This is a genomic window from Kitasatospora sp. NPDC002227, from assembly GCF_040296285.1.
Classification (GTDB): Bacteria; Actinomycetota; Actinomycetes; order Streptomycetales; family Streptomycetaceae; genus Kitasatospora.
Genome location: NZ_JBEOWY010000043.1, coordinates 1 through 23516, shown reverse-complemented (window position 1 = coordinate 23516; position 23516 = coordinate 1). Strand labels below are relative to the sequence as shown.

At 73.4% G+C, this 23516-nt stretch carries 29 protein-coding genes; 14 read left to right on the top strand and 15 right to left on the bottom strand.

Annotated features, from left to right (window positions below; genetic code table 11):
- Positions 1-498 precede the first annotated feature (498 nt).
- Positions 499-1299, bottom strand: coding sequence for an exodeoxyribonuclease III (locus tag ABT095_RS29140; RefSeq protein WP_350532562.1), 801 nt, complete (start codon positions 1297-1299; stop codon positions 499-501).
- Between the two features lie 252 nt (positions 1300-1551).
- On the opposite strand from ABT095_RS29140, the gene ABT095_RS29135 reads away from it, so the two are divergent.
- Complete coding sequence (locus tag ABT095_RS29135; protein ID WP_350532526.1) at positions 1552-2373, top strand: GntR family transcriptional regulator; 822 nt, start codon at positions 1552-1554, stop codon at positions 2371-2373.
- A gap of 106 nt (positions 2374-2479) precedes the next feature.
- On the opposite strand, the gene ABT095_RS29130 is transcribed toward ABT095_RS29135, so the two are convergent.
- Together ABT095_RS29130 and ABT095_RS29125 are read right to left on the bottom strand one after the other, a co-directional pair.
- Positions 2480-3622, bottom strand: coding sequence for an ROK family protein (locus ABT095_RS29130; RefSeq protein ID WP_350532525.1), 1143 nt, complete (start codon positions 3620-3622; stop codon positions 2480-2482).
- 233 nt (positions 3623-3855) lie between these two features.
- The gene (locus ABT095_RS29125) at positions 3856-4407 is read right to left on the bottom strand and encodes a MarR family winged helix-turn-helix transcriptional regulator (protein ID WP_350532524.1); all 552 of its coding nucleotides are present in this window, start codon (positions 4405-4407) and stop codon (positions 3856-3858) included.
- 46 nt (positions 4408-4453) lie between these two features.
- Here ABT095_RS29125 and ABT095_RS29120 point away from each other — a divergent pair, with 46 nt between their 5' ends.
- Together ABT095_RS29120 and ABT095_RS29115 are read left to right on the top strand one after the other, a co-directional pair.
- Positions 4454-5401 (top strand): EamA family transporter, encoded by a 948-nt coding sequence (locus tag ABT095_RS29120; RefSeq protein ID WP_350532523.1) that lies wholly within the window; start codon positions 4454-4456, stop codon positions 5399-5401.
- Positions 5402-5405: 4 nt separating this feature from the next.
- Positions 5406-6068, top strand: coding sequence for an NAD(P)-dependent oxidoreductase (locus ABT095_RS29115; RefSeq protein WP_350532522.1), 663 nt, complete (start codon positions 5406-5408; stop codon positions 6066-6068).
- A gap of 16 nt (positions 6069-6084) precedes the next feature.
- Here the strand turns inward: ABT095_RS29115 and ABT095_RS29110 are convergent, their stop codons facing one another.
- Positions 6085-6564: a hypothetical protein gene (locus ABT095_RS29110; protein ID WP_350532521.1), complete on the bottom strand. Its 480-nt coding sequence runs from the start codon at positions 6562-6564 to the stop codon at positions 6085-6087.
- 131 nt (positions 6565-6695) lie between these two features.
- Between ABT095_RS29110 and ABT095_RS29105 the strand changes: the two genes are divergently transcribed.
- From ABT095_RS29105 to ABT095_RS29095, 3 genes are all read left to right on the top strand, one after another.
- A complete protein-coding gene (locus ABT095_RS29105; protein WP_350532520.1) occupies positions 6696-7373 on the top strand; it encodes a class I SAM-dependent methyltransferase in 678 nt (225 codons plus the stop codon).
- Between the two features lie 237 nt (positions 7374-7610).
- On the top strand, positions 7611-8681 hold the full coding sequence (locus ABT095_RS29100) for a DNA gyrase subunit B (protein WP_350532519.1): 1071 nt from the start codon (positions 7611-7613) through the stop codon (positions 8679-8681).
- A 183-nt stretch (positions 8682-8864) separates the two neighbouring features.
- Positions 8865-9011, top strand: a complete 147-nt coding sequence (locus ABT095_RS29095; protein ID WP_350532518.1) for a hypothetical protein — start codon at positions 8865-8867, stop codon at positions 9009-9011.
- 63 nt (positions 9012-9074) lie between these two features.
- On the opposite strand, the gene ABT095_RS29090 is transcribed toward ABT095_RS29095, so the two are convergent.
- Positions 9075-10271: a CopD family protein gene (locus tag ABT095_RS29090; protein ID WP_350532517.1), complete on the bottom strand. Its 1197-nt coding sequence runs from the start codon at positions 10269-10271 to the stop codon at positions 9075-9077.
- 244 nt (positions 10272-10515) lie between these two features.
- Between ABT095_RS29090 and ABT095_RS29085 the strand changes: the two genes are divergently transcribed.
- Positions 10516-10662 (top strand): hypothetical protein, encoded by a 147-nt coding sequence (locus ABT095_RS29085; protein ID WP_350532516.1) that lies wholly within the window; start codon positions 10516-10518, stop codon positions 10660-10662.
- A gap of 115 nt (positions 10663-10777) precedes the next feature.
- Here the strand turns inward: ABT095_RS29085 and ABT095_RS29080 are convergent, their stop codons facing one another.
- Together ABT095_RS29080 and ABT095_RS29075 are read right to left on the bottom strand one after the other, a co-directional pair.
- A complete protein-coding gene (locus ABT095_RS29080; RefSeq protein ID WP_350532515.1) occupies positions 10778-11122 on the bottom strand; it encodes a hypothetical protein in 345 nt (114 codons plus the stop codon).
- Positions 11123-11237: 115 nt separating this feature from the next.
- A complete protein-coding gene (locus ABT095_RS29075) occupies positions 11238-13271 on the bottom strand; it encodes a putative Ig domain-containing protein (protein WP_350532514.1) in 2034 nt (677 codons plus the stop codon).
- A 161-nt stretch (positions 13272-13432) separates the two neighbouring features.
- On the opposite strand from ABT095_RS29075, the gene ABT095_RS29070 reads away from it, so the two are divergent.
- Together ABT095_RS29070 and ABT095_RS29065 are read left to right on the top strand one after the other, a co-directional pair.
- On the top strand, positions 13433-13789 hold the full coding sequence (locus ABT095_RS29070) for a hypothetical protein (protein WP_350532513.1): 357 nt from the start codon (positions 13433-13435) through the stop codon (positions 13787-13789).
- Positions 13790-13898: 109 nt separating this feature from the next.
- On the top strand, positions 13899-14609 hold the full coding sequence (locus ABT095_RS29065; protein ID WP_350532512.1) for an MBL fold metallo-hydrolase: 711 nt from the start codon (positions 13899-13901) through the stop codon (positions 14607-14609).
- 19 nt (positions 14610-14628) lie between these two features.
- Here ABT095_RS29065 and ABT095_RS29060 read toward each other — a convergent pair whose 3' ends face one another.
- Genes ABT095_RS29060 through bioB form a run of 4 tightly spaced genes read right to left on the bottom strand, consistent with a single transcriptional unit; the run spans position 14629 to position 18324 of the window.
- Positions 14629-15051, bottom strand: coding sequence for a GNAT family N-acetyltransferase (locus ABT095_RS29060; protein ID WP_350532511.1), 423 nt, complete (start codon positions 15049-15051; stop codon positions 14629-14631).
- Positions 15052-15111: 60 nt separating this feature from the next.
- The gene (gene bioD, locus ABT095_RS29055) at positions 15112-15825 is read right to left on the bottom strand and encodes a dethiobiotin synthase (protein ID WP_350532510.1); all 714 of its coding nucleotides are present in this window, start codon (positions 15823-15825) and stop codon (positions 15112-15114) included.
- Complete coding sequence (locus tag ABT095_RS29050) at positions 15822-17117, bottom strand: adenosylmethionine--8-amino-7-oxononanoate transaminase (protein ID WP_350532509.1); 1296 nt, start codon at positions 17115-17117, stop codon at positions 15822-15824. The genes bioD and ABT095_RS29050 overlap by 4 nt, the downstream gene beginning before the upstream one ends.
- A 40-nt stretch (positions 17118-17157) precedes the next feature.
- Positions 17158-18324: a biotin synthase BioB gene (bioB, locus tag ABT095_RS29045; RefSeq protein ID WP_350532508.1), complete on the bottom strand. Its 1167-nt coding sequence runs from the start codon at positions 18322-18324 to the stop codon at positions 17158-17160.
- A gap of 237 nt (positions 18325-18561) precedes the next feature.
- Here bioB and ABT095_RS29040 point away from each other — a divergent pair, with 237 nt between their 5' ends.
- From ABT095_RS29040 to ABT095_RS29020, 5 genes are all read left to right on the top strand, one after another.
- Positions 18562-19284, top strand: coding sequence for a hypothetical protein (locus ABT095_RS29040; protein WP_350532507.1), 723 nt, complete (start codon positions 18562-18564; stop codon positions 19282-19284).
- Between the two features lie 64 nt (positions 19285-19348).
- Positions 19349-19894 (top strand): DUF1775 domain-containing protein, encoded by a 546-nt coding sequence (locus ABT095_RS29035; RefSeq protein ID WP_350532506.1) that lies wholly within the window; start codon positions 19349-19351, stop codon positions 19892-19894.
- Between the two features lie 153 nt (positions 19895-20047).
- Positions 20048-20287, top strand: a complete 240-nt coding sequence (locus ABT095_RS29030) for a hypothetical protein (protein WP_350532505.1) — start codon at positions 20048-20050, stop codon at positions 20285-20287.
- A complete protein-coding gene (locus tag ABT095_RS29025; RefSeq protein WP_502885043.1) occupies positions 20284-20907 on the top strand; it encodes a sigma-70 family RNA polymerase sigma factor in 624 nt (207 codons plus the stop codon). The genes ABT095_RS29030 and ABT095_RS29025 overlap by 4 nt, the downstream gene beginning before the upstream one ends.
- Positions 20908-21048: 141 nt before the next feature.
- Positions 21049-21258: a heavy-metal-associated domain-containing protein gene (locus ABT095_RS29020; RefSeq protein WP_350532503.1), complete on the top strand. Its 210-nt coding sequence runs from the start codon at positions 21049-21051 to the stop codon at positions 21256-21258.
- 300 nt (positions 21259-21558) lie between these two features.
- On the opposite strand, the gene ABT095_RS29015 is transcribed toward ABT095_RS29020, so the two are convergent.
- From ABT095_RS29015 to ABT095_RS29000, 4 genes are all read right to left on the bottom strand, one after another.
- Positions 21559-22191 (bottom strand): flavin reductase family protein, encoded by a 633-nt coding sequence (locus ABT095_RS29015; protein WP_350532502.1) that lies wholly within the window; start codon positions 22189-22191, stop codon positions 21559-21561.
- Positions 22192-22319: 128 nt separating this feature from the next.
- On the bottom strand, positions 22320-22571 hold the full coding sequence (locus ABT095_RS29010; RefSeq protein WP_350532501.1) for a hypothetical protein: 252 nt from the start codon (positions 22569-22571) through the stop codon (positions 22320-22322).
- A gap of 39 nt (positions 22572-22610) precedes the next feature.
- The gene (locus tag ABT095_RS29005) at positions 22611-23117 is read right to left on the bottom strand and encodes a hypothetical protein (RefSeq protein ID WP_350532500.1); all 507 of its coding nucleotides are present in this window, start codon (positions 23115-23117) and stop codon (positions 22611-22613) included.
- 51 nt (positions 23118-23168) lie between these two features.
- Complete coding sequence (locus ABT095_RS29000; RefSeq protein WP_350532499.1) at positions 23169-23393, bottom strand: hypothetical protein; 225 nt, start codon at positions 23391-23393, stop codon at positions 23169-23171.
- Between the last annotated feature and the right edge of the window lie 123 nt (positions 23394-23516).

The following is a 23516-nucleotide window of genomic DNA, read 5'->3' as shown; positions in this document are numbered from 1 at the left end:
GGGCCGCCTCCCTGGGGAAGGCGAGCACCCGACACCCCGGCCCAGCTCGAAGGACCCCGTCATCACCGACGCAGGCACCGGTGGTGACGAGGTCGGGCCCGGCTGTCACCCGGTGCTCTTTCGCCCGTCGTCCTGGCGATGGTCCTTGTTGAGCTCGATGGTCTCGCTCCACCGCTGGCCGGAGCCAGGTACTGCTCCGCGTTTCCTCACAGGGGTCGGAGCGGTTGGACGCCGTGGTCTCCACAAGGTAGACCTTCGCTCCCATGCTGCTCTGCGGGGCGGGGGCAGTGTCGGCGGCCCGGGTTGAGGCCGGCCAGCCGATTTCTAGAAATCGAGTCGTTTCCTGGTCCCCTCCGGCCGACCTCTCCAGTGCGAACGGCGTGACCTCCGCCGTGTGGTGTGCGGTGCAGTGATGGCGGCTGAAGGCCACGAGTCTGCGCCGAGAGGAGATGACTGTGACCGAGGAGCCTCACCAGGTCGCTTCATCTTCCGTCAGCGTTAGAGGAGTTGGCCGAGATCGAAGACGGCGGTGACGGGGGCGTGGTCGGACCAGCGTTCGGCGTGGGTGGCGGCGCGCTCGACGTAGGCGGTGGTGGCCTTGGCGGCGAGGGCGGGAGTGGCGACCTGGAGGTCAATCCTCCAGCCGGAGTCGTTGTCGAAGGCGCGGCCGCGGTAGGACCACCAGGAGTAGGGGCCGGCCTGGCCGGGGTGGAGGTGGCGGACGATGTCGACGTAGCCGGCCTGGTCGTAGACCTGGGTGAGCCAGGCGCGCTCCTCGGGGAGGAAGCCGGCGGACTTCTGGTTGGCCTTCCAGTTCTTGAGGTCGGCCTCCTGGTGGGCGATGTTCCAGTCACCGCAGACGACGACCTCGCGGCCCTGGGCGGCCGCGCTCGCGCGCAGCTGCGTGAGGTGGACGAGGAATTCCGCCATGAAGCGTTCCTTCTCGTCCTGGCGCTCGGTGCCGACCTCGCCGGAGGGGAGGTAGAGGCTGGCGGCGGTGATGCCCGGGAGGTCGATTTCCGCATACCTGCCCGAATTGTCGAATTCGGCCGAGTTGAAACCGATCTGCGTCCGGGAGGGCTGGGCGCGGGAGAGGATGGCGACCCCGGCGCGGCCCTTCGCGGCGGCGGGGGCCCAGACGGCGTGCCAGCCGGCGAGCTCGCGCAGCTCGGCAGGCAGCTGGGCGTACTCCGAGCGGACCTCCTGCAGGCAGACGACGTCCGCCTCGGTGGCGGCCAGCCACTCCAGGAAGCCCTTCTTGGCCGCAGCCCGGATGCCGTTCACATTCACAGTCGTCACGATCACCGGGGAAGCCTAGCCGCCCAGGCCGCGCGGGTGCGACCGGCCGCGCCCACTACCTGAACGCCTCATGAGAGCCGTCCGTCGGCGATCGATCCTCCGTCATTGGTCTTGACCATCTCCGGCGGCACCCCCTAGTGTCCGTTACTGCAAAGACCTTTAATAAAGAAGGACGGATAAAGCCCGCCCCTCCCACCTGCCGCAAGACCGGGCACGGGGCCGGCCCACCGTCCTTCAAGGGCGGAGGACCCGGTGGGACAGGGACAGCTGACGGCGGTGCCGCCGACGACCACGAGCACGCAGCCGACCGTTCAGGAGCCGAAGTACTGGCACCTGCGCACGGTGCTCGTCGCCACCATCGACCGGGAGTTCTCCACCGGCCAGGTGCTGCCCAACGAGCGCGAGCTGGCCGCCCGCTTCGGTGTCGCCCGTGCGACGCTGCGGCAGGCGCTGGACCAGCTGGAGCTGGAGGGCCGCCTGGTGCGGCGCCGTGGCATCGGCACCCTGATCGCCGCCCCCCGGGTCGGCATGCCGCTCGGCCGACGTGACGAGGGCTGGCCCGGCGGTTCGCGCGGCCAGGCACAGTCCCAGGCCTGGCGCAGCGTCGACTGCGTGAGCGCCCCGGCTCCCGCGCAGCTCGCGCAGTCGCTGGGCATCCCCGAGGGCGAGACGGTGCACACCGTGCGGCGGCTTCGGCTGGTGCAGGGGCAGATCATGGCCGTCGAGTCGCTGCACGTGCCCGACTCCGCGGTGCCGCACCTGCCGGCCGTCCCGCAGCTGATCGGCGGCGCGACCGAGACCGACCGCTCGCGTTCGGTGCTGCGGCAGCTGGAGCGGCTGGGTGTGGACGGCGAGTCCCGCGCGGTCGAGCTGGGCGTGGCCGAGGCCGAGGAGGCCGGCCTGCTCGAGCGCCCGCCGGGCACGCCGGTGCTGGTGGTCACCACCCAGTACGCCGCCGCCGGCCGCCTGGTCGCCCTGGCCGTCTCCACCTACCGGGCCGACACCTGCAAGCTCACCTTCGGCGAGACCGGCCTGGTGGAGGTCACCCCGGTCGGCGCCGCCAGGACGGCATAGGTTCAGTCGCACCGCTCAGGGGCGCGGGGAACCGCGCGAAGACGGAAGATGACGGCCTGCCGCCTCCCGCCTTCGCGCAGCTCCCCGCGCCCCTGAGTGCTTGCTCTCAGTTCCCGACCGAGAAGAGCTGTTCCTCGACGTGGTCGAGAGCGACCCGCAGGGCGCCCATCGCCACGACCTCCTCGCCGAGCGCGGCGAGCGCGACCTCGGGCGCCCGCAGACAGTACTGCGCCAGCTGCTCCCGCAGCGGCTCCAGGACGCCTTCGAGCCCCGCCGCCCAGCCGCCGACCACCACCAGCTCGGGATCGAGCGCGAGCACCAGGGCGGCCACGTCGTGGACGAGCCGCCGGAGGAAGCGGTCGGTGGCGCCCTGGGCGACGGCGTCGCCCTCGGCGGCGAGCCGCAGGACACGGGCCACGGCGGCTTCGTCCAGCGGGTCGAGGGGCTTGCCGGTGGTGGAGAGGAGCCGTTCGGGGGTGGCCTCCTGGCCGAGCAGGTGGAGGGCGCCGATCTCACCGGCCGCGCCGCCGAAGCCCCGGTGCAGCCTGCCGTTGATGAGTGAGCCCGCGCCCGGGCTGAGGCCGGCCATCACGAAGACCACGTCGCCCTTGCCGACGGCCGCGCCCTGCCAGTGCTCGGCGATGGCGGCCAGGTTGGCGTCGTTCTCGATCACCACCGGGCAGCGGAACGAGCGGCGCAGCCGGGCGCCCAGGTCCAGGCCGGTCCAGCCGGGCATCGCGGTGCCGAGCCGTACGGTGCCGTCCCGGTCCACGATGCCGGGCGTGCCGACGGCCACCGCCCAGAGGCTGTCCCGGGAGACACCGGCCTTGCGGAGCACCTCGGCCACGGCGGAGCGGACGCAGCCGAGCCGAGCCTCCGCCTCCAGGGTCTCCTCCACCTGCTTGGCGTCGCTGCCGACGACCTGGCCGGTGAGGTCGGCCAGGACGACGCGGGTCTCGTGCACGCCGATCTCGATGCCGAGGACGTGCCCGGCCTCGGAGCGGAAGCGGAACCAGCGGGCCGGGCGGCCGCGCTGACGGCCGTTCTCCTGGCTCTGCTCGACCTCGGCGACCAGGCCGGCCTCCATCAGCCCCTCGATCACGCCCTCGACCGTCGGCCGGGAGAGCCCGGTGTCGCCGACCAGTTGGGTGAGCGTGAGGGACTGGCCGTCGCGCAGCGCGCGCAGCGTGACCGCCGCGTTGATCCGCCGCAGCAGCGAGGAGTCCCCTCCGGTGAGCCGATCCGCCAAGACGCTGCCCTTCCGCGATCGCGCGACAGCCCTGGCGCGCGGTGCCGACTGCGCGGCCACCTCTCCGTTGCCCCGCGAACGAGCCCACCGGGAAGGTCGCGGCACGGGCTGTGGCGCGCCGGAGGGCGATGAGCCGGATCGTACTCGCGGGCTCCCCGGCTCGCGAGCGTTTCCGCAGCTCAAAACGGTTTCGGTATCGAAACGGTACGCAGTGGTCCGGACCAGGCCGGTGCCTAGTGGGCGTCGCCGAGGGACAGGAGCAGGGTGCGCAGGGTCTCGGCGAGGGCGGTCCGCTGCTCCGGGGGGAGGGCGGCCAGCAGGCGCTGTTCGGTTGCGAGGTGGTCGGGGAGGGCGCGGTCGATGAGCGCGCGCCCCTCCTCGGTGAGAGCGACGTGGACCACCCGGCCGTCGGTCGGGCTGGGGGTGCGGGAGACCAGCCCGGCGGCCTGCAGCCGGTCGAGCCGCTGGGAGACGGCGCCCGAGGTGACCATCGAGGACTTCATCAGCTGAGCCGGGGTCAGCCGGTGCGGCGGGTCGCTGCGGCGCAGCGTCGCGAGCACGTCGAAGGAGGCGTGGTCGAGGCCGTGCTCGGCGAAGGTGCGGCCGAGTTCGGCGTCGACCAGGCGGGCGAGGCGCTTGAGGCGGCCGATCACGCCCATGGGGGAGACGTCGAGGTCGGGCCGCGCCCGGGCCCACTGGCCGAGGAGGTGGTCCACGTGGTCGATCCGGTCGTCCGTCTGCTCGTCCGTCCGTACTGCCGTCTGCGCTGCCGTCTGCTCTTCCATGCCGACCAGGCTAGCGAATCTCTTAGCGATGAGATACTTTATCTTAGTGCTAAGAAATCGACTCGGGATCATCCTGCTGACCGCCCTCGCCCCTGCCATCTGGGGCACCACCTACCTGGTCACCACCGAACTCCTGCCGCCGGGACGCCCGTTGCTCGCCGGTGTGCTGCGCGCCCTGCCCGCCGGTCTGCTCCTGGTCGCCTTCACCCGGCAGCTGCCCAAGGGCGTCTGGTGGTGGCGCGCGCTCGTGCTCGGCGCGCTCAACATCGGCGGCTTCTTCGCCCTGCTCTTCGTCGCCGCCTACCGGCTGCCCGGGGGAGTGGCCGCCACCATCGGATCCGTCCAGCCGCTGCTGGTCGCCGTCCTCTCCAGCGCACTGCTCGGCCAGCGCCTCACCCTGCGGACCGTCCTCACCGGACTGGCCGGCATCGCCGGGGTCAGCCTGCTGGTACTGCGGGCCGGCGCCCGGCTCGACGGGATCGGTGTGCTCGCCGCCCTCGGCAGTGCGCTGGTGATGGCCACCGGCGTGGTGCTGGGCAAGCGCTGGAGCTCCCCGGCCTCGCTGCTCGCCACCACCGGCTGGCAGCTCGTCGCGGGCGGGCTCCTGCTGCTCCCCGTGATGTGGGCGGTCGAAGGCCCGCCGCCGAGCAGCCTGTCGGCGGCCAACCTGCTCGGCTACGGCTACCTCACGCTGGTGGGCGCCGCCCTCGCGTACGTCCTCTGGTTCCGGGGCCTGAGCCGGCTCGTACCGACCCAGGTGAGCTTCCTCGGCCTGCTCAGCCCGCTGGTCGCCACGCTGGTCGGCTGGCTGGCGCTCGGGCAGGAGCTCACGCCGGCTCAGCTGCTGGGCGGCCTGATCATCCTCGGCTCACTCGCGGCAGCCCAGCTGCGCCGGGGCGGCAAGGCGCCGAGCGAATCCGTGGTGGTGGCCCGCTCGGTGCCCACCAGCGCCTCCACCACTGCCTCCACCGATGTCACCACCGAAGGAGTCTGACCCGATGCACCCCAACCCGATGCACCCCAACCCCCTCCGCCTGACCGTCTTCGGCGCGAGCGGCGCCGTCGGCAGGCGGGTGGTCGCCGAGGCGCTCGACCGGGGCCACGCCGTCACCGCCGTGGTCCGCTCGCCCGAGAGCCTGGCCGCGCTGCCCGCCGGAGTGGCCGGACACCTGGCCGATGCCAGTGACGCCGAGACGGTGGCGAAGCTGACGGACGGCCAGGACGTGGTGATCAGCGCGACCCGCCCGGCTCCGGGGCGCGAGCCGGAGCTGGCCGCCGTCACCCGGGCGATGCTCGCGGCCGTCGTCCGTACCGGTGGCAGGCTGCTGCTCGTCGGCGGGGCGGCGACCCTCCTGGTGGACGGCACCCCGCTGGTGGACACCCCCGGATTCCCGGCGGAGATACGCCCGATCGCCGAGGCCTGCCGGGAGCAGTACGAGATCTGCCTGGCGGCCGTACCGGAGAGCGACTGGACGTACCTGGCCCCGCCCGCCGAACTCTCCCCGGGCACCCGGACCGGCCGCTACCGGCTCGGCCGGGACGAGCTGCTCACCGACGCGGCCGGCCGCTCGGCCGTCTCGATGGAGGACCTCGCGGTGGCACTCCTCGACGAGGCGGAGCACCCCCGGCACCGGCGGGCCCGCTTCACCGTCGGGTACTGAGAGCCGGCCCGTGGCCTCAGAGTTCGGCAATCAGGTCGAGGAACGGCACCCGCCGGTCGAACCGGTCGTGCCGGTACCAGAGGACGCTCACCTCGCCCGCGGCGGAGATCCACAGCACCGGGTCCGGGTGCTCGTCGGCCAGCACCACGCCGTAGCCGCCGAGTTCCGTGGCGAAGCGCTCGACCAGCTCCTCCAGGTACACCGCCGTCTCGTCGTCGATCTCGTCCTCGATCGACTCCAGGCACACCCACCGCAGCACCTGGCTCATCGGCTGCACCGCCAGGACGCCCTCGCGGTCGGCGAGGGGCACCGTGGTGCGGCCGCCGTTGAGCGGGTAGCGGTTGTCGAAGGCCGCCCAGAGCCGGAGGCACTCGGGCGCCGGGCTGCCGTCCGGGAGCACGAGTCCGCCGGCCCGCGGATGGGGTTCGGCGCCGGCGCCGCAGCCCTCCGCCCGCAGCCGCGCCACCGCGGCCTCGATCACCTTCGCACCGGTCATCCGGCCCACTCCCCGTAGACGTGCAGCCGTTCGCTGCTCCGGGTGAAGGTTCGCACGACGGTGGCGGTTGCCGGACACCGGCCCGCCCCGAGGCGTCAACCGGCCGACTCCACGGGCCCTATGCTGCGGACATGCCGAACAGTCTCGAAGCCGCCGGGCTCGCCGCCGATGCCGTGTTCGTCCGGGCGCACACCGAGCTCAAGCCCGTGCCCTCCCTGCCGGAGGTGCGGCTGCACATGGCGGAGGACGCCATCGAGCTCTGGGAGACCACCGAGCGCGAGCGCGGCGAGATCGGACTGCCGCCGCCGTTCTGGGCCTTCGCCTGGGCCGGCGGCGTCGCCGTCGCCCGGTACGTGCTGGACCACCCCGAGGTGGTGGCCGGCCGTACGGTGCTCGACCTCGCGGCCGGCTCCGGCCTGGTCGGGGTGGCGGCCGCGCTGCGCGGGGCGGCGCGGGTGCACGCCGCCGAGATCGACGCCTACGCGGTGGCCGCCGTCGAGATCAACGCGGCGGCCAACGGCGTCGCGGTCTCGGCGGCCGTCGAGGACCTGCTGGACGGGGACGGCGCCCCGGCGGAGGTGGTCCTCGCCGGGGACGTCTTCTACGAGCGCGCGATGGCCGCCCGCTTCCTCCCCTTCCTCGAGCGCGCCCAGGCCCGCGGCGCCCGGGTGATCGTCGGCGACCCCGGCCGGGCCTACCTCCCGCGCGAGCGCTTCACGGCCCTGGCCACCTACACCGTCGAGGTCGTCGCCGACCTCGAGGACGCCAGCTTCAAGCCCACCAATGTGTGGGAACTCAGGGCCCGCTGACGGGGGTTCGAACTTTTTTGAATCGGTGCCGTGGCGACGGCTCCCAACTCCTCCGCACCGGGCCGGGGCACGGGGGCGGCCCCCTCGCCAGGGTGGTCCGAAGGTGCGCTGGCGGGCGCCTCGGGGGAGGCCGGTACGGGGGCGTACGTGACCTCGGCGCAAGGGGTCTGACCTGGTGTTTCTCCTGGATTTGCCTAGGGTGGAGGGATCTGTCGAGGCACCTTCGGGAGGGATGTCATGAGCGACGATCAGCATGGGTACGACGCCAGTCGGATCGTGGTGTTGGAGTGGCCGGAGGCGGTTCGCAGGCGCCCCGGGATGTACATCGGCTCCGTCGGGGAGCGCGGACTGCGGCACATGGTGCTGGAGTCCGCGGAGGAGCTGATGGAGGAGGTGCTGGAAGGCGCCGCCACGGTCGTCGACATCAGCCTGCTGCCCGACGGCGGGGTCCGCGTCCGGAACGACGGGGCAGGAGCGGCGGACCTGGAGGCGGCACTGACGGTGCCGGGCGAGTGGCCCCGGCCCGGCCGACGAGTGCTGGGGCTGGGCCTGGCCGTCGTGAACGCGCTGTCGAGCCGCTTGGTGGCCGAGACCTGGCGTGAAGGATCCCGCTGGGCGCAGGAGTTCGAGCGTGGCGTGGCACTCGGTCCGGCCGTGCGGGCGGGAGCGGCCGAGGGCAGCGGGACGGCCATCACGTTCTGGCCGGACCGGGAGATCTTCGATACGGCGGAACTGTCGTTCGACGCACTGGCCGAGCGGTTCCGGGAGCTGGCCTTCCTGTACCGGGAGCTCGATCTCTCGCTGAGCGACGCGAGCGGCAGGTCGGAGCGGTACCGGGCCCCGGGCGGGCCGGCGGAGTTCGTCGCCTTTCTGGACTCGGACGACGCGGAGGTGATCAGTTTCGGGTGCGAGGACGAGCGCATGGCGGGAGCGGCGGAATGTTCGTTCCGCTGGCGGGACTCCGGTGGGGAGCGGGTCCGCAGCTTCGCCAACGGCATGGCCACGCTCGGCGGCGGTTCGCACGAGGTGGGACTGCGCGCGGGGCTGGCGGCGGCGCTGACCGACTTCGGGCGGGGGCGCGGTCTGCCCGTCGTCGTGGCGGACCAGGTCGGGGCCGGGCTGACGGCGGTGGTGTCGGTACAGCTGGACCGGCCGGAGTTCGAGTGCTGCAGGCGCGACCGGCTGGGGAACGCCGAGGTGGCGGCCGTGGTCGAGCGGGAGGCGCGGTCGCGGCTGGGCAGCTGGCTGGCGGGCCACCCGGCGGAGGCTGATGCCCTGGTCCGGCGCCTGTCGGGGAACGCCTGGTGAATCGGAGGGATCAAACTGACCCCAATCGGACATCAAGCCTTCGATAACCTGGCATCTTCGCGCTTCGGGCAATAATTGAAAGGCGGTCATCGAAAAGTGGTGTAGAATCGTAGGTGTCAGGGCGGCTCAAGGGCCGACACCACAGCGGTGTCGGCGGTCGCCCGGGACCAGGGGGCGAGCATCATGACCTACCAGTTCGACACCGCGCGGGCCACCATCGACGAGCGTCTGCGGGAGGCCGAGCAGTACCGCATCGCCCGCGCGATCCGCCGCAGTAGTCGCACCCGACGCACGATCAAGAGCAGGTTCCAGACCAGCACCAACGCGTGAGCACCACGACGACGGGCCGTCACCGAGATTCCGGTGACGGCCCGTCCGGCGTTTCGGGCGCGGTCAGCTCGCGGCGGGGGCGGCAGCGGTCCGGCGGGCGAGCGCCTCGGAGGCCTTGGCCGTGGCGTAGAGGGAGCCGGCCAGGGTGAGGGCGAGGAGGGCTCCGGCGATGAAGATGCTCCCGGAGGAGACGGCCTTGGCGCTGCCCGCCTCGGTGCGGGCGGATCCGGCGAGGAACGGCATGGCCAGCAGGACGGCGGCGCCGAGGGCGATCTCGACCAGGACCACCTTCGGGAAGTGCCGCAGCGTCAGGTGACGGAGGGAGGCGGCGTCGTCGGCCCGGCGGGCCTGGGCGATGCGGGGCATGAGCCAGAACTGGTTGAAGGCACCGGCTGCGACCAGCCCGAGCACCAGGGCGATCTTGACCAGCAGGGCGAGGCCGTAGCCGGTGGTCCACAGCTGGGAGAGCGCGCCGACGTGCTTCCAGCTGAGCCAGAGGCCGGAGATCAGGACGGCGCCGACGCAGACCAGGGCGACCAGGCTGAAGCGACGCCAGAGCTCCGCCCACAGGAGGCCGTCGCCGTCCGCGAGGCGGCCCCGGCCGGTGGCGAGGGCGGCGAGCAGGGCGAGGCCGCCGAGCCAGACGGTGCCGGAGACGATGTGGGTCTGGTCGAGTGCGAGGTCCAGCCAGCGGTCGAGGCCGTCGGGGGTCGTGGCCGGGACGGCGGCGATGAGCGTGACCGCGAGGCTGAGCGGCAGGGCGGCCAGGGCGATGCGATCGGTGTGCCGGCGGGCGGTGGGGGCGAACAGGCTGATCATCGCGGCCGCGGTGACGACGAGAACGATGCTCTGGACCAGATAGACGGTGCCCTGGGCGATCCAGGCGCCCTTGGCGGCCGGAGCTTGGAGGAAGTCCCAGATCCTGCTCGGGGCGAGGGCTTCGCCGAACGGTGTGCCCTTGCCGGCTCGGGCGACCCGGGCGGCGAGCTGGCAGTAGCCGGCGACCAGCAGCACCACGCCTGCCCAGGCGACGTAGCTCGCCGTGCGTGAGCGCAGGGCCGTCGCGCCGTCGGAGCTGCGGTCGGAGCTGCCGGTGGTGCGGCCGGTGGCGCGGAGTGCGGGGCGGACGGTGGTCGCGTAGGTGACCGTGGCGCCGATCGCGCCGCTGAGGCCGAGAAAGTAGCCGGTTTTGGTGAGCACCCGCCAGGCCTGGGGCGTGGTGTATCCGGCCGTGTTCGCGGCCAGCAGCAGACTGTTCATTAGGTGAGGCTAACCTAAGAATCGCCGACTTCGCCAGGTCGCGTCCGGCGCGGGTCCGGGGCTCGGATGACAGATAGTCACCAAGCGGACATCTGGCCTTCGATGAGATGGCAATCACCCGGCCGGGGTGTGAATTAGAAGGCGGATGCGCGAGAAGCGATGTAGAATCGTAGGCATGAGGGCGGCCCAAGGGCCAACACCGAAGGTGGTGTCGGCGGTCGCCCGTAGCCAGGGGGCGAGAATCATGGGTTACCAGTTCGACACCGCGCGGGCCGCGATCGACGAGCGTCTGCGGGAGGCCGAGCAGTACCGCATCGCGCGGGAGGTCCGCCGCAGCGGCCGCGCCCGGCGCTCGATCAAGCGCCGGTTCCTGACCAGCACCAACGCGTGAGCACCACGACGACGGGCCGTCACCGAGATTCCGGTGACGGCCCGTCCGGCATTTCCGGGGCCTGAGCCCCGTCGACCTGGCCAGGTCTGGCTGACCTGGTCGGCCCGGCTGCGGTTCAGCTCAGCCAGAAGCCGACCACCACGGCGGCCATCAGCACCAGCGCGGTCAGTACCGGCGGCGCCAGCCGGCCCGTCGGCCCGGAGGTGACCGCGACCATCGAGATGATCGGCACCGCGAAGGCCGTCCCCACCGTCAGCACCATCACCATGCCGGGCTGCGCCCCCGCGACCATCAGGCCGAACACCACCGTGGCCATGAGTATCAGCCAGATCGACGCGGTCACCATCAGCCAGGCCGCTCGCGCGGTCCACCGGGCCGCCCGGTCGTCGGCGTAGAAGTTCGCGCGGGTCGTCGTCCAGAACCGCAGCAGAGGTCGGTCGCGCTCGGCAGGGATCAGCATGCCGACAGTCTGGCGCGCCTCGCTCCGCCGCGGCACCCGCCGCCGGTACCGGTGCCCTTTCGGGCGGACGGACCCGTTCGAACGGCACACGGCAGCGGGGTACCTCGCGCAGGGGTCACAGGCCCACGGTCAGCGCGACGTTGTCGAGGGCGAAGTCGGTCTGTCCGGCCGTGGGCAGGGCGGCTTCGGTGGTGAAGGCAAGGGTGAGGGTGCGGCCGGCGTAGGGGGTGAGGTCGAGGTCGTGGTGGACGAAGTGGTCGGTGTCGTCCTGGTTGGTGTGGCTGGCCAGGGTGGCGACCACGCCGCCGCTGGGGTCGAGGAGTTGGACGCGGAGGAAGTCCTCGGCGGGGGTGCCGGCCGGGAGGTCCGAGGAGGGCCAGAGGTCGTAACCGAGGTGGTAGGAGGTGCAGTTGGCCGGGATGGTGACCGTCTGCCGCAGGGTGTCGGGGGTACCGCCGGCAATGCGCCGGTTGTAGTAGGCGGAGTAGTGGCCGGTGGCGGCGGGGTGGGCGGTGTCGAAGGTCCAGGCGCCGGTGGCCGTCCAGGGGCCGGGGGTGCCGGTCTCGAAGCCCGGGTCGGCGAGGAGCTGCGCGGGGTAGCAGCCGCCCGCCGGGGTGATCCGCCAGGTGAAGGAGGCGCCGAGGTCGTGGCCGTGGTAGTCGTAGACGCTGATCGAGGTGGTCCAGGTGCCCCAGCGGGTGGGGGTGCCGGTGATCAGGCCGGTGGCCGGGTCGATCGCCAGGCCGGGCGGGAGGCCGGTGGCGGTGAACTGGAGCGTGTTCGACCAGAGGCTCTTCGCCGAGATCTTCAGCGAGACGGCCGAGCCGACGGCGGTGGTCTGCGCGGGCGGCGAGGTCAGGATGATCGCGCCGTGCCCGCCGAGCCGGTCGGAGAAGGCCAGCGTGGCCCGGGGCGAGCCGAGGCCGGCCGGCCCGCTGTAGCCCTTCTGCGCGGTGCAGAAGTAGGCATTGGCCGGGTCGCAGGTGCCGTTCGTCCCGGTGCCCACCGCCCAGGTCAGCCCCTGGTGGACTGGCAGGTACGGGTACGAGGCCGGCCGGGCGTCGACCGCGGAGGGGCCCGCGTGCACCGCGGCGGCCGCGACGACGGCGGCCGCGACGGCCGTGCCGCCCGCCACCGACCAGCCCTCGGTGCCCTGGTCGCCGTAGCTGTCGTAGACGGCCACCCCGGTCGCCGGGTCGGCGACGGCCGCGAGGTCGTTCGTCATCCGGCCCGCGCAGCCGGTGTCCCGCTGCCAGGCGGGCTTGGGCTCGAGCGTCGAACAGCCCGAACCGGTACCGCCGTTGCTGCCGGTGGCGTCACCCCAGACCTTCTCGTCGAAGGCCCGGGGGGAGGCGGGGTCGGGGTTGCGGGTGAGAGTGGTGCCGCCGACGGCCAGCACGTACGGGGAGGCCGCCGGGTACGAGGTGCCGTAGCCGTTGTCGCCCGCGGCGGCCGTGATCAGCACGCCCGGGTGGTCGTAGTACTTGGCGTCCAGGGCGAGTTGGGAGGCGTCCTCCGGTGTGCCGTACCCGGTGGCGACGTACCGGGCGCCCAGGGCGACGGCGGTGTTGACGGCGGCCCCGAGGTCGTCGCCGCGGTCGGAGTCGGCCTCGACCAGCAGTACGCGGCACTGCTGGCACAGGGCGGCGACCACGTCCAGGCCGGTCGAGGTCTGGCGGGCCCAACTGTCGTCCGGCGCCGGGTAGCTGTCGATGCCGCCGCGCTGGTTCACCTTGGTGAAGCAGCCGCTCGCCTCGGTGCACGCCGCCAGCCCGTACCTGGCGCGGTAGACCGCGAGGTCGGCGGCGGCGTTCGGGTCGTCGTAGGCATCCACCAGGGCGACCAGGTCGCCCGGGCGGCCCGGGTCCGGCGCGAGGCCGTAGGCACTGCGCAGGTCGTCCGGCCCGTAGCCGTCGGACTGGCCGGCGGCGGCCCGGGTCAGCACCCGGCAGGACGCATGGCCGGGCCGGGCCTGCCGGCAGTCCTGGCCGGTGTGCGGGCGGCTCGGCCGGTCGGCCTTCGCCGCCTGGGCGGCGTTCGGCGCGGTGAACAGCACGGCGAGGGCCGTCACCAGGGCCAGCAGCAGCGGCAGCGCCGGCCGCTGCGCGGACATCCCCCCGGCGGCCGGAGCTTGCGTACGGTCGCGCATGATCCCCCCGGATCTCTGGTCGTGTATGGCCTCGGTCAAGGCCAACTCGATTATGGAGGAAGTGAGTTGACGTTGTATCAGTTTTGCGGAACCGGAGTCGGGGCTTCCCCGGGCGGGGTGGCGGAGCGGGAGGCGGTAGGCTCCGCGCGGGAGGAAGATCGATGACGGAGTCACAGGTGTCGGTGGAGAAGGACGGCAGGTGGTGGATCCCGGGGCTGCTCAGTACGGTCCTGTGGCCGGTCTGGGTCTTCGGTTTCCTGATCCTGAACGTGATCGCCACCCTGGTGAAGTTCGGCGACACCGGCTGCGACGACGGCTCCGGCGCCTGCATGGGCGCCGGGCACGAGGTGAAGACCACCGTGGCCGCCATGCTGGGTGCCGCAGCACTGGCCGCCGTCACCACCTGGCTGCTGCCCCGCCGCCGCCGGCTGCGAGTGGCCCGCTGGTCGCTGGCGGCCGCGAGCGTGCTGCTCGGCCTGGCGGTCCTGGCCATCGGCGCGAGCACGCCTTCGCACTGAGCGGCCGCCGCCGGTGGCGGCGGTGCGAACGCTCCCGCGGGCGGTCCGGCCCGGTCTGCTGGGAGCAGATCCGCCCTGGTGCGGCGGTGCGGGGTGCCAGGATGGCGGGATGGGTGAGAACAGTGCGATCCGCAGGCTCGATCTCGGGTACTTCGTCCGGCCGGCGGTGGAGACCGGTGGGCCGGAACCGAGGGTGGAGCCCGTGCTCGGGTACCTGGTGCGGCGGGAGGAAGGGCTGATTCTCTTCGATACCGGCATCGGCGCGGCGGGCCCGGAGACCGAGGCTCACTACCGGCCTCGCCGCAGGGAGTTGGGGGCGGCTCTGGCGGCTGCGGGAGTCACCTTCGCGGACGTCTCCCTGATCGTCACCTGCCACCTCCACTTCGACCACTGCGGAGGCAACCCGCTGCTGGCCGGCACGCCTGTGCTGGTGCAGGAGATCGAGCTGGCCACGGCCCGTCAGGGCGGTTACACGGCGGAGGGACTCGTCGACTTCGCCGGGGCGAGGTACGAGGAACTCGCCGGGGAGGTGGAGGTGTGGCCGGGGGTGTGGGTCGTGCCCACGCCCGGGCACAGCGACGGGCACCAGTCGCTCGTGGTCCGGCAGCGGGACGGAGTGGTGGTGCTCGCCGGGCAGGCGTACGACTGTGCCTCGGAGTTCGGTGCGGCCGAGCTGGCCCGGCGGGCGGCGCTGGACGGGGTGGCGCAGCCGCTGCCGGGGTACCGGCCCTGGCTGGATCGGATCGCGGAGTTCGAACCACGGCGGGTGCTCTTCGCGCACGACCACTCGGTGTGGGAACCGCCCGGGAGCGACGGCTGACCGGGCGGCCGGCCGGCCGTCAGGCCAGTGGCTTGGTCCAGCGCCGCCACTGCTCCTCCGGGCGGTACCCGGCGGCGGCCCAGGCGTGCTGCCCCTGCTCGTTGGCCGTCAGCACCATCGCGTCACCCCGGCGGCCGCCGAGCGCCACGAACCGCTCCTCGGCCGCCGCGAGCAGTGCCTTCGACACCCCCTGCCGCCGTGCCTCGGGCGCCACCGCCAGCCGGTACAGGCTCGCCCGCCAGCCGTCCCAGCCCGCGATGACGGTGCCCACCAGCGCACCGCCGCGCTCGGCGACGATCAGTGCCCCGGGGTCACGGGCGAGCAGCCGGGCGACGCCCGCCTCGTCGTCCGAGATGCTCGTGCCCTCGGCCGCCCGGGCCCAGAAGGCCAGCAGCTCGGATATCTCGTCCACTCGGGCGGCGCGCAGCAGAAGATCACTCATACCGGCCTTCCTACCAGCACGGCTGACGGGACAGAACCGGGTTTCGAGGGGTGGGACGGGTCAGCCGAGCGAGGCCTCGGTCCAGGTGCCGCCGAGGGCGGGGGCGAGGGAGGCGGCGGCGAGGGTGCGGAAGGGCTCGCCGGGCTTGCCGGCCGCTCCGGCGGGGAGGGCGCCGAGGAGGGGGGCGTCTGCGACGGTGGGGAGGTCGGAGAGGTTGCAGCGGGAGGCGAGGTCGGGGGCGGCGGGCCAGGAGCCGATGACCAGGCCGGTGAGGGGGAGGTTGCGGGCGGCGAGGGCCTCGGCGGTGAGGGCCGTGCTGTTGAGGGTGCCGAGCCCAGCGGTGGTGACCAGGAGGAAGGCGACCGGCACGCCGAGGGCCGCCGTGGCGGTGGCCATGTCGGCCAGGGTGTGGCCGTGCTCGTCGTAGCGGACCAGCAGGCCGCCCGCGCCCTCGACCAGCACCAGGTCGTGGTCGGCGGCGAGCGAGGCCACGGCCGAGGCGACGGCAGCGGGGGAGAGGTAGGGCAGGCCGGAGCGACGCGCGGCGGTGTCGGGGGCCAACGGCTCAGGGTAGCGGGCGAGTTCGAGCGCCGTGAACTGGCGGCCTGTCAGGCGGGCGATCTCGGCGAGATCCCCGGGCTCGTCCGGCGCGACGCCGGTCTGGCCGGGCTTGACCACGGCGACCCGGCCCGGGGCGATCCCGGCCACGGCCGCCGTGACGACCGTCTTGCCGACCTCCGTGCCGGTGCCGGTCACGAACAGAACGGTACTCATCCCGCCACCGCCGCAGCTGTCACGGCCGCGCCGATGCGGGCCAGGTCCTCGTCGCCGGTGATGTACGGCGGCATGGTGTAGATCAGGTCGCGGAACGGCCGCAGCCAGACGCCCTCGCGGGCGGCGGCCTCGGTCGCGGCCGCCACGTCCACCGGGTGGTCGAGCTGGACCACCCCGATCGCGCCGAGCACCCGGACGTCCGCGACGCCCGGCACGTCGAGCGCCGGGGCGAGGCCCGACCGCAGGCCGGTCTCGATCCGCTTCACCTCGGCGAGCCAGTCCTGGCCGAGCAGCAGGTCGATCGAGGCGTTGGCGACGGCCGCCGCCAACGGGTTGCCCATGAAGGTCGGCCCGTGCGCCAGCACCGGCACCTCGCCCCGGCTGATCCCCTCGGCGACGCGCGAGGTGCACAGGGTGGCGGCCATGGTGAGGTAGCCGCCGGTCAGCGCCTTGCCCAGGCACATCACGTCGGGGGAGACCTGCGCGTGGTCGGCCGCGAAGAGCGCGCCGCTGCGGCCGAAGCCGGTGGCGATCTCGTCGAAGACCAGCAGCACGTCGTGCTCGTCGCACAGCTCGCGCAGCAGCCGCAGGTACTCGGGCGAGTGGAAGCGCATCCCGCCCGCGCCCTGCACCACCGGCTCCACGATCACGGCGGCCAGCTCGCCGGCGTGCTGGGCCATCAGCTCGCGCAGCTCGCTCGCGTACGCCTCGTCCAGGCCGGCGTCGAACCCGGCCGGCGGCTCGGCGGCGAAGACCTGGTGCGGCAGCACGCCGCCCCAGAGCTGGTGCATCCCGCCCTCGGGGTCGCAGACCGACATCGGGTGGAAGGTGTCGCCGTGGTAGCCGCCGCGCCAGGTGAGCAGCCGCCGCTTGGCCGGGCGGCCGAGCGACTGCCAGTACTGCAGGCACATCTTCATCGCGACCTCGACCGAGACCGAGCCGGAGTCGGCGAGGAAGACGTGCTGCAGCGGCTCCGGCGTGATCTCCACCAGCTTGGCGGCCAGCCGGACGGCGGGTTCGTGGGTGAGCCCGCCGAACATCACATGGCTCATCCGCCCCAGCTGGTCCCGGACGGCCTCGTCCAGGACGGGGTGCCGGTAGCCGTGCACGGCCGCCCACCAGGAGGACATGCCGTCCACCAACTCCCTCTGCCCGCCCACCGGTTCGGCGAGCCGGAGCCGGACGCCGGAGGCCGACTCGACCAGGTACGGCGCCACCTTGCCGGGCATCGGCCCGTACGGGTGCCAGACGTGGGCCTGGTCGAGTGAGAGCAGGGTCTGCGGGGAGTTCACGTGCGGGCCAATCTCAAGGTGCCGTTCTCAGCGGGTCGGGTCAGGCGTTCGGGGCCAGCTCGGTGCCGGCGCCGCGGCGGCGGACCTTGACCAGGTCGCTGCGGAGCTCGTCGTTCTCCTCCGCAGCCGGAGCGGCCGCAGCCGCCGGCTCGTCGCCGCACGGGCCGCAGGAGCCGCCGCCGCAGCCGCCCGCGGCGGCCTCGCTGCGGTGCCGGGGCAGGGTCGGCTCGCCCGCGCCCTCGACCTCGAAGCCCGCGTCCTTGATCATGTCGAGGTCGGCCTGGCCGGCCTGGCCCTCGCTGGTGAGGTAGTCACCGAGGAAGATCGAGTTGGCGATGTGCAGGCCGAGCGGCTGCATGGAGCGCAGGTGCACCTCGCGGCCGCCGGCGATGCGGACCTCGACGTCCGGGCAGACGAAGCGGACCATGGCGAGGATGCGCAGGCAGCGCTGCGGGGTGAGGTTCCACTCCTTGGCCAGCGGGGTGCCCTCGAAGGGGATCAGGAAGTTGACCGGCACCGAGTCCGAGCCCAGCTCGCGCAGGGCGTAGACCACGTCGACCAGGTCCTCGTCGCTCTCGCCCATGCCCGCGATCAGGCCGGAGCAGGCCGACAGGCCCGCGCCGTGCGCCTTCTGCACGGTGTCCACCCGGTCCGCGTAGGTGTGGGTGGAGGTGATGTCGCCGTAGGTGGCCTCGGAGGTGTTGAGGTTGTGGTTGTAGGCGTCGACGCCCACGGCCTTCAGGCGCTCGGCCTGGTTGTCGGAGAGCAGGCCCAGGCAGGCGCAGATCTCGACGGACTCGTTGGCGTCCTTGATGGCCGAGATGGTGTCGGCGACGCGCTCGATGTCACGGTCCGTCGGACCGCGGCCGCTGGCCACCAGGCAGACGCGCTTGGCGCCGCCCGCGACACCGGCGACGGCGGCCTCGGCGGCCTGCTCCGGCTTGAGCCAGGTGTACTTGAGGATCTCGGCCTTCGACCCGAGGCGCTGCGAGCAGTAGTTGCAGTCCTCCGGGCAGAGCCCGCTCTTGAGGTTCACCAGGTAGTTGAGCTTGACCCGGCGGCCGAACCACTGCCGCCGGACCCGCCCGGCAGCCGCGACCACGTCCAGCAGGTCGTCGTCGGTGGTGGCGAGTACGGCGAGCGCTTCCTCGCGGGTGGGGAGTTCCCGGGCGAGGCCCTTGGCGGTGAGGGTGTCGAGCAGATCCATGTGCCTGATCCTGCCTGGGTGGCCTGGGCTGTCGCTAGAGGGAACCCGCCAGAAGATCGGCGTGAGGGTGTGCGAGTTGTCACAGTGCCACCGCTGACGGTAGCGCGGTGGTCCACGGACTGGTCAAGGGTCCCCGTAGCGGCCACCACCTCGGAAGCAGCGGCCACCACCGCGGAGCCAAGGCGGGTCACCACCTCGCAGCGGGAGTGATCAACTGATGTGCTTACAATCTGCGCCATGACCTCGCAGGGGGAGCGCGATCCGCGCCCGGCGGACGGCTCCGCAACCGCCGCCACCACGCCCGTTCACCGCGTCCGTCGCAGCAAGCGCCGAGTGCTGATCGGCTGCGGGCTGGCGGTGCTGGCCACCGGCGCCGGCTGGATCGTCACCCGGCCGCACCCCGGCGACTGGATCCCCGGCCTCGGGCCGGCCAGCTCCCACCCGGCCAAGCCGGCCGCCGCCGCGCCGGCGCCCGCGCCGGCCTTCACCCCCGAGCCGTTCACCGCCGCCCGGTACTTCCCGGCCGACCGCGCCGTCGACCTGGAGGCCTTCAAGGGCCACCGCACGGTCGGCGCGGAGGGCGCCACCTGCGCCGAGACGCTCGGCGACCGGGCCCACGACGTGCTCACCGCCACCGGCTGCCAGGGCTACCTCAAGCTCGGCTTCGTCCGGTCCGACCAGCAGTTGCTGGCCAGCGTCACCGTGCTGCGGTACGCGGACGCGGCCGCCGCCGCGAAGGCCCGCCAGGGCCTCGACCCCGCCGTCTTCGCCTTCACCAGCGACCCGGCCGGCCCGGCACCCGGCAGCCACTCGGCCACCGGCACCCGGATCGAGGCCGTCGGGCCGTACGTCACCGTCACGGTGCTGCGCTTCACCGACCAGCGCGCCACCGACCCCGAGCTGGACGCCGCCACCCGCGCCGTCTCCTACACGGCAGGCGCCCCGTTCGGCTGGATGTGACCTGACGGAGCGTCCGGCGGATCAGGGCCCGCGGGGCCGGCGGGCCTGTCAGAATGTCCCCGCCATGGTCACCACCCATCGCCCCGAGGAACCCCGCACGGCCGCATCCGACGTGCGGCTGGTGCGCGCGGCCGCGTTCGCGTCCGCCGGGGCGGCCTTGGGGTCGGCCGGGCACGTCGCCGCCTGCGGCAGCCTGGCGTGGGGGCCGGTGCTGGCCGGCTGGTCGTTCCTGTTCTCCGTCGGCAGCCTCGCGGCGGGCCGCCGCCGTGGGCCGGTGTCGATCATCGGGGCGACCGCCCTCGGGCAGGTGCTGCTGGTCTTCAAGGCGCTGCAGACCTACGACGACGGCACCGTCGTGCGCTGGATCGACGAGACCAGGGCCGGCCAGCCCGAACCCCAGCACCCCGCGCCCGTGCTGACCCTCACCAAGGCCTCCTCCTCCGATGCCGACAGCCACGGGATGACCGCCCCGGCCCCGGCCCCGGCCGCGAAGGCCGAGGCGAAGTCCGCCGACTCCGCCGCCCGCACGCTGGGCGTGGTCGGCATCGTGGTCGGCGTGATCGGCGCGGGCCGGGGGGTCCTGGGGCTGCGCCGCCGGCCCTCCGCCTGACGGTCCGTGAGGGCCTGCCCGTACGGGTGGTCGGCTGCTCCGCTCCCCCGGTTCCCGGGCGCCCGATGTGACGTCGGTCGCAGGCGTCCGGCCGGTCAGAACCGGGGGAGAGGGGCGTCCGGGCGGTGTGAAGAGTGCGAGGATGTGCTGGTCATGGAACCAGAACGGGGCGTACGAGCGGGGCGGGCTGCGGTGTTCGCCGCGGCCTGCGTGCTGCTCGCCGCCACGGGTCACGTCCTGATGTCGGGCCTGGCCGTCCCCGGGTGGATGCCGGCCGCCGCCTTCGGCGGCGCCGGGGCGCTCGGCTGGCTGGTGGCCGGCCGGGAGCGCGGCCAGCTGCTGGCCACCGGCCCGACTGTCGGCGTCCAGGGAGTCAAGGACACCTGGAGTTGACCCCCGCCCTGCCCCCGCCATGCACCGTGAGCAGCCGTGTGCGTTCCGACGACCGGACCGTCACCGCCTGGGCGCTGGCCGCCCGCGGCGGCGACCCGGCGGCCGTCGAGCGGTTCGTGCGCGCCACCCGCGCCGACGTCCGGCGGTTCGTCGCCCACCTCACCGGCGAGCCACAGGCCGCCGACGACCTCACCCAGGACACCTACCTGCGCGCGCTGCGCAGCCTGCCCCGGTTCGAGGGCCGCTCCTCGGCCCGCACCTGGCTGCTCGCCATCGCCCGTCGCACGGTCGTGGACCGCTACCGCCTCGCGGCCTGCCGGCGGAAGCTGCTCGACACCGACGACTGGCAGAGCGCCGCCGAGAAGGTCCAGCCCGGCGGCCTGCCCGGTTTCGAGGAGGGCATCGCGCTGGGCGAGCTGCTCGACGCGCTGCCGGCCGAGCGCCGGGACGCCTTCGTGCTGACCACCCTGGTGGGCCTGCCGTACGAGGAGGTGGCCCAGCTCACCGGGTGCCTGGTCGGCACCGTCCGCTCCCGGGTGAGCAGGGCGCGCGGGGCGCTGATCCGCCAGCTCGGCGACGCGGAGCACGCCGCCCGCGTCCCGGTCGGCCGGGCGGCCTGAGAAGTTCCCCGCTCCACCCGAAGGGGGCACCGGACGGCGTGTCCCGGTGCCCCCGCCACCACCGGTGCGCTGTCCTGGGCACGCACCCCGGTCCGCACCACGGGCCGGGCACCGCTGTCACCGTCACCGGAGGAACCACCTATGTCCAGCACCGCCGTCTTCGCCGTCGAGGGCATGAGCTGCGGCCACTGCGAGCGCACCGTCAGCGCCGGTCTCGCCGCCCTCCCCGGCATCACCGCCGTCGAGGCGGACGCCAAGTCCGGCCGGGTCACCGTCGCGGGGGAGATCGACGAGGAGCGCGTCCGCCTCGCCGTCGACGAGGCCGGCTTCGTCCTGACCGGCCGGATCTGACCCCGCAGCAGCAGCGGGGACCCGGGGCGGGGCGGCCGCGACTGGTCAGATGTGAACGCAACTCGACCGGCCTTGCGGCCTTCGCCCTGCTGCTCGGCCTCCTCTTCGCCGCCTCCTTCGCGCTCGGCCGGGCGGTGGGACCGCCATCGGCGCCGGGGCCGCAGCCTGCCCGGGGTGCGCCGACGTGGTGCGTCCAGGTATGTGCACGGCCGTCCTCCCAGCTCCCGGCGGCGCCTTGTGGCGCCGTCCTCAGAGCTGTCGGCCGTGTGTGCGAGTCAGTTCCCGGGGATTCCCTCGGCGCTACTCGGCCGGTGCCAGCCGGTGCGGCATCTGCCAGCCCGCTGCCAGCCGGGAGGGGTGCACGGGTTCGCCGCCCCCGAAGAACTCGCAGAACTTCATGATCAGCGGATCCCAGCCCACCGGGTCGACGTACGCGGTGCCCGGGATCACCAACTCCTCGGCCACGTGGGCGCGTAGCACCTCGACCTCGAAGCCGGTGGCGAAGCCGCCCGGCCCGAACGGGTGCGCCGCCGTGACCCGGCACTCAAGCTGGACCGGGCACTCGGCCACCCGCGGCGGGGCGACCAGCTCGGCGGCCTGCTCGGTCAGCCCGGCCACCGCGAACTTGTCCGGCTGGTACCGGTACCCCTGGGCCGCCCGGGTGGGGGAGACCTCGCGGCGCCCGGTGGTCAGGGCCAGGCGGTCCACCGCGTCCACCTGGGCCGCCGAGGGCAGATTGAGCACGCACTCGCCCGAGCGGCGCAGGTTCTCGGCCGTCTTGGCGGAATTGCCGATGCCGAGCATGCCGTACTGCCCGAGCCACCAGGCGGAGGAGAACGGCGCCAGGTTGGCTGTGCCGTCCTCGTTGAGGGAACTGACCAGCACCACCGGCGTGCCGAAGTAGAGCACCTTCAGACCTGGTGCGACGTGCATGCGGAATCCGCCTCCCGTGTCCTGGCCCACCCCGTGCGGGCGGGCCAGGACACGAGTCTGTGCCGGGCGGGCGGCAGCTGCTGGCGGCTTTCGGACATCGCGGCCCGTCAGCTACCGGACGGTGACGGTCAGTCGACGTTCCAGTTGCCGAGGCGGTTGGCCTCGAACACCGCGCCGGCGTTCGGGGCCTCCATGGCGACGGCCTTGGCCAGGTGGGCCTGGAACTCGGCGCGGGCGGTGCGGCGGACGGGGACGCCCTGGCGGTGCTGGTTGAACGCGGCGCCGGCGTTCGGGGTCTCCATGGCGACGGCCTTGGCCAGGTGGGCGTGGAAGTCGACCGTGCGGGTGCTGCGGCCGGTGCGGCTGCGGACGGGAGTCATGAGGTTCCTCTCAGGTCGGACGGAACAGGGCAGTGGAGCTCAACTTCCGGACGGCCCCGCCGGATTGGCGGCGATCCACTCCTGGAGCTGCTCCGGGGTGACCGAGGGGTCGGCGGCCATGCCGACCGTGGTCTCGGTGGCGAGAATGGTGGTGACGACTGCCGGGCAGCGCCCGCACGCCTCGGCGCCGACCTGGCTCCACCACTTGCAGTCGTGCCGCAGGTGGCAGTGCGGCAGGTTCGCATCGGCCTTCGGCGGCAGGGTGCGGATCTTGGAGATCAGGGTGCACTCGCTGCCGGACCGGTGTGAACAGGCGCTGACGCAGTGCGAGGCGAAGCGCAGCACCCGGGTCGGCTCGATCCCCTCGGGGATGAGCGGCAGGGCCTCGGCGGCGGGAATCGGCTCGGCGAGGTAGGTGACGCCGCCGTCCTCCTGCGAGCGGACGCCGAGGACGACCGACTCGGGCGCGTGGGCCTGTCCGCTCGGGCACCACTTCGGTGCGGTTTCGGCAGCTGGGGTGGTGTCGAGCACGCCCTTGGCGTCCATCAGGTGCTCCTAGGTGCAGGTGACGAGGAGTCGGTGGCGGGACTGCCGGTACTAGGAGGCTTCCCGGCCCGGGGTGCGGGTGTCGAAGACGGCGCCCGCGTTCGGGGCCTCGAGGGCGACGGCCTTGGCCAGGTGGGCCTGGAAGTCGGCCGCGCAGGCGATCCGGGCGTTCGGGGCGGCGGCCGAGGTGGTGGCGGCGGAGGCCGTGGCGGCACCGGCGGCCACCAGACCGGCGGCGACCACCGCGGCGGCGGTGAGGCGACGAGCGGAGATCATGGAGATCCTCTCGGAACGGGTCGTGGGTACGACGAACCGCCCCTCGCCCGGGCACGGGCGGGCCCAGACGGCCCACCGTTTGGCTCACTCTCCGTACCCGTCCGACCCCCCGGAGGAGCCGTG